5 protein-coding genes and 1 pseudogene are annotated in these 4,365 nt (G+C 67.1%); 5 read left to right on the top strand and 1 reads right to left on the bottom strand.

Going from position 1 to position 4,365, the window contains the following annotated elements; all coding sequences use genetic code 11:
• Positions 1–192 precede the first annotated feature (192 nt).
• The 5 genes and pseudogenes from ACWFQ8_RS33315 (at position 193) to ACWFQ8_RS33295 (ending at position 3,458) form a co-directional block, all read left to right on the top strand.
• Positions 193–1,140 carry a glycine-rich domain-containing protein gene (locus ACWFQ8_RS33315; protein WP_453790009.1) on the top strand — a complete coding sequence of 316 codons (948 nt, stop codon included), beginning with the start codon at positions 193–195 and terminating at the stop codon, positions 1,138–1,140.
• Positions 1,141–1,351: 211 nt separating this feature from the next.
• The gene (locus ACWFQ8_RS33310) at positions 1,352–1,693 is read left to right on the top strand and encodes a hypothetical protein (protein WP_453790008.1); all 342 of its coding nucleotides are present in this window, start codon (positions 1,352–1,354) and stop codon (positions 1,691–1,693) included.
• Positions 1,694–1,841: 148 nt separating this feature from the next.
• Positions 1,842–2,060 (top strand): annotated as a pseudogene (locus ACWFQ8_RS33305) (transposase); the annotation flags it as partial.
• A 337-nt stretch (positions 2,061–2,397) separates the two neighbouring features.
• Complete coding sequence (locus ACWFQ8_RS33300; RefSeq protein ID WP_453790007.1) at positions 2,398–2,724, top strand: helix-turn-helix domain-containing protein; 327 nt, start codon at positions 2,398–2,400, stop codon at positions 2,722–2,724.
• Positions 2,673–3,458 carry an IS630 family transposase gene (locus ACWFQ8_RS33295; RefSeq protein WP_453790010.1) on the top strand — a complete coding sequence of 262 codons (786 nt, stop codon included), beginning with the start codon at positions 2,673–2,675 and terminating at the stop codon, positions 3,456–3,458. The genes ACWFQ8_RS33300 and ACWFQ8_RS33295 overlap by 52 nt, the downstream gene beginning before the upstream one ends.
• 546 nt (positions 3,459–4,004) lie before the next feature.
• Here ACWFQ8_RS33295 and ACWFQ8_RS33290 read toward each other — a convergent pair.
• Positions 4,005–4,365: transposase (locus tag ACWFQ8_RS33290; protein WP_453790006.1), on the bottom strand; the 361-nt coding region annotated here is incomplete at its 5' end.

Genomic DNA, 4,365 nt, shown 5'->3' with positions numbered 1-4,365 from the left:
GCGCGACCGCACCAGACCGAGCCAGCCCGTGCCGGCCACTACCAGCGCCAAGCAGCCCAACAACGCAAAGATCACGATCTACAGCTGGAGTACTAGAGCGTGTTACAACCACCAAGCCGGAGTTCACCACTAATGTCCACTATCTGACGTTCCATCCGTTATGGGTGGCGAATCGGATAGTAGGGAGATTCTGTGCGCAAGTTTCACCAGGCTGCCTTGGTAGCCGTCCTGGTCGCAAGTTCCAGTGTGGTGGGGGCCGCTGGTGCCTTCGCCCACCGCGACGGGGATGGGAGCGCGAGCGTGGTCCAGTGCGATCAGCGCTCCCAGGTCACGAACGCGACGTTCCAAAACGGCCTCCTCAACGGCCCGCTCCTCGGCAGCGGACCGGCAACGGCAACGTCTGCCCAGCAGATCTGCAGCGGGAGGGACAGCATCGGCCTGAACGGTGCCGCCGCCCGGTCGGGCCCCGCTATCGGCGTAGGCGCAATCCCCACACCCACACCTACACCCCCGCCCAGCGGTGAGCAGGTGTTCACCTCCGACGGAACCTTCACACCCCCCGCGGGTGTCACGTCCGTCGCCGTCCGGGTCTGGGGCGCGGGCGGCGGAGGCGGCGGAGGCGGCGGCGTGGGGAACGACCCATCATTGGGCGGCGGAGGCGGCGGGGGCGGAGCCGGCGGCTTCGCCTCATGCACCGTGACCGTGACGCCAGGAACCGCCTACACGGTCGACACAGGCGAAGGCGGCGAAGGCGGAACAGGCGGCGGAGCCGGCAGCGCAGGCGGCAACGGCGAGCCGGGAGAAGCTGCTGCCCTGCTCGCACCCGATGCCACCGCCCTGGCCAGCGCCACCGGCGGGCAGGGAGGTATCGGCGGCGGAGCGGGCGGTATTTCGCCAGGTAGCCCCGGGGCCGGCGGCGAGGGCGGCACCGGAATGTGCTCAGGAGCCGGTACCACCCTGCCCGGCGGCGACGGCTCCCCCGGCACCGGCACCGCGGGCGGCGAAGGCGGCGTGCCCGCCCAGCCCGCGCCGGACGGCCGTGCCGCAGGCGGCGACGGAGGCAATGGAGGAATTGGACTTAACGCCTCTGGTGAACCGGGCGAACCGGGCGGCGACTCCTACGTCGTCATCTCATACTGACGCCTCTTCCCCAAGCATCCGTCGGTGAACAGTCACCGACCACAGCCACGCCGGGTCTGTACCGCGGGAGTGCCCACACCGGTTGCACTACTGCAGACCCCGCCTCACAGACCCGGCCGTGGCTGCCGAGTTCCATCGGCGGGACTACCGCACGCTAGCTGCGGAATCCGTCGATATGCCAACGACGCAGGTAAGACGAAGAGGAGATGCTGTGCGCAAGCTTCGCGAGGGCGCCCTGGTAGCTGCCGCGGTCGCAATGATCAGCGTGTTCGGCGCTGGTGCCGCCTCCGGCCACGGCTCCCACGGCGGCAGCGACACGCCCCAACCCAACCTGACCGTGTGCGACCAGCACTCCGAGGCCACGAACGTGACGCTCCAGAACGGCCTCATCAACGGCCCACTCCTCGGCAGCGGCCCCGCGACCGCAACCTCGCCCCAGCAGGTCTGCAGCGGAAGGGACAGCCAGAGCCTGAACGGCGCCTCCGCCAGGACAGGCGGCCTCCTCAGCGACCTCGCCTCCACCCCCGCCAGCCTTCTGCCCGGCCTCCTGTAAACACCAGGAAGCAGGGGGTGTTTCTATGTCCTTCGTCAAGGACGTGATGCCATGTATGCGGGTGTTTGGGGTGGTCATGCGGCGAGGGTGAGTGGGGGGTCCAGGCCGGTGTCGTAAGTGGATCTTGAGCGGTGCATGATCTCGGTTCATGGGTCGGGGAGATCTCACGGACGAGCAGTGGGCGGTGCTGGAGCCGTTGTTGCCGAAGGGCACGAGGGCGGGGCGGCCGCCCGCCTGGCCTCGGCGGCAGTTGATCGACGGCATACGGTTCCGGGTTCGGACCGGTGTTCCGTGGCGGGACGTGCCCGTCGAGTACGGGCCGTGGGGCCGGGTCTACGACCTGAGAACAGGAGCCCGCCGCTGGCGTCTGTGAGGACCATGGCGGCGCTTCCCCGGTGGGCGGGGGCCCGGACGCGGGCGGCGTCGGCGAGGAAGGCGCGGGTCGCGTTCCGCGCTGACGCGGTGGCTTCACCGGCAGCCCTCTGATCGAGCTCGGGCGCACTCACCGTGCATCTTTCCGTTGTTACGGCCCCGCGGGCTCTGAACGATGGTGGAGGAGAAGCAACCGTGGAATCGCCGCCGAGCATGAAGGGCTATCCACACGCTTTCCTTGGAGCCGCGCAGTGATGCCCGGACGCGAACACCACTGCCTTTCGCCGCCATATTGATCCGAAACGCTTTGAGTTCAGGCTCGTTGGTGGTGTGTGAGTGATCTGGTGGGGGATGCGCGGGCCTGGTCGCCGGACGCGCAGGAGGCTGTGCGGTTGCTGGCGGTGTCGGCGCTGGTGGAGGGCCGGGACCGGGTAGAGGTTGCCGCCCTGTTCAAGGTGTCGGTCAAGGCCGTGGACAACTGGTGGGTGAAGTGGCAGGCTGGCGGGCGGGACGCACTGCTGTCCCGCTCGCGAGGCCGCCGCGTGGGTGAGCATCAGGTCCTGTCGGAGCCGAGCAGGCTGCGGTCCGGCAGGCTGTCCTCGATCACATTCCCTCCGACCTGGGGCTTTCGGGTCAGTTGTGGACGCGGGGGCAGATAGGTCAGCTGGTCTTCAAGCTGTACGGGGTCCGGTTCACCGAGCGCGGGGTGGGCAAGTACCTCAAGCGTTGGGGGCTGAGCTTCCAGCGTCCGGACAAGCGGGCGGTCGAGCAGGACGCGGAAGCGGTCCGCGTCTGGCACGAGGAGACCTGGCCGGCGATCCGGGCCAGGGCGAAGGCGGAGAACGCTGAGGTTCTCTTCGGCGACCAGGTCGGGGTCCGCTCGGACCAGGTCACCGGCCGCACCTGGGGTGCCAAAGGCGCGACTCCCATCGTCCGCCGGACCGGGAACCGGTTCTCCGTGAACGCGGTGTCCGCGATCAGCACCTGTGGCCGGATGCACTTCATGGTCTTCACCGAGTCGTTCGACGCGAGGGTCATGTGCCGTTTCCTCGCCCGGATCGTCGGGCACTTCGACCGGAAGGTCCACCTGGTCGTCGACCGGCACTCGGCCCACCGCTCGAAGACCGTCCGGGCCTGGCTCGACGGCCACAAGGACGAGATCGAGCTGCACTTCCTGCCCTCGTACTCACCCGAGCTGAACCCGGACGAGCTGGTCAACGCCGACCTCAAACGCAGCCTGCCCCGCACCCACAGGGCCCGGAACCAGGCCGAACTCGCCGCCGAGACCCGCAGGTTCTTCCGCAGACGCCAGCGTCAGCCACATATCGTCCGCGGCTACTTCGGCGGTCCACACGTCCGCTACGTCCTGAACGAGAACCCTTTGAGTTTCTGATCAATAGCACTTGCTGTGCGCGACCCACCCTTTGCGTGGTAGTTGACGCGACCGGGTCCGGGGCACAGGAATTACCAGTCGGCAGCGCCGCCATCTCGGTGAGTACGGGGGGCCCTAGCTACGCTCACCCCTCAAGGCGCAAAGCTGTAGGAATTGGAGGGACAGAACCATGAAATTCGTCTCAAAATGCGTACGGGGTGCCGCGATCGTAGCCCTTACGCTTCCCATCGTCGGCATGCCTTCCGCTTCCGCAGCACCGACGGTCAGTCAACACAGGTGCATTTGGCCGCGAGTCTGTATTTATAGCGGCATCAACTTCTATTCGGATGCGATCATTGGACGGTTCCAGGACGTAACGACCAACTGGCAGTACTTGCAAAACCCTGAAAAGGGTTATTCCGTCGTAAATACCCGCAACGATGACGTTGCGTACGTCGCCAACAGGAACGGGCGCATACGGTGCGTGCCTCCAAACACTCCGCTCTTCGACTTCGGCACCATCGTTGCCATACAGATACTCGACCGATCCCGGTGTTAGACGTCATCTCATTTGGCCAGTCTGCGGTAGCAGATGAGGGTGCAGGCGATGCTGGTGAAGGCGAGGAAGTGCTCGGCTTTGCGTTCGTAGCGGCGGTGGAGACGGCGGCAGCCGGCGAGCCAGGCCATGGTGCGCTCGATGGTCCAGCGGTGTCGGCCCAGGCGTTGGGAGGATTCGATGCCGCGGCGGGCGATGCGGTGGGTGATGCCGCGCCCGCGTAACCATCGGCGCAGGTGGGCGTAGTCGTAGGCCTTGTCGGCGTGGAGCTTGCCGGGGCGGCGACGGGGTCCTCGCCGGGACCGGATCGGCGGGATACCCCGCACAAGAGGTGCAAGACCGAGGCTGTCGTGCATGTTCGCGCCGGAGATC

The organism is Streptomyces sp. NPDC055254 (assembly GCF_053606025.1).
This window is presented reverse-complemented; position numbering and strand designations above follow the sequence as displayed.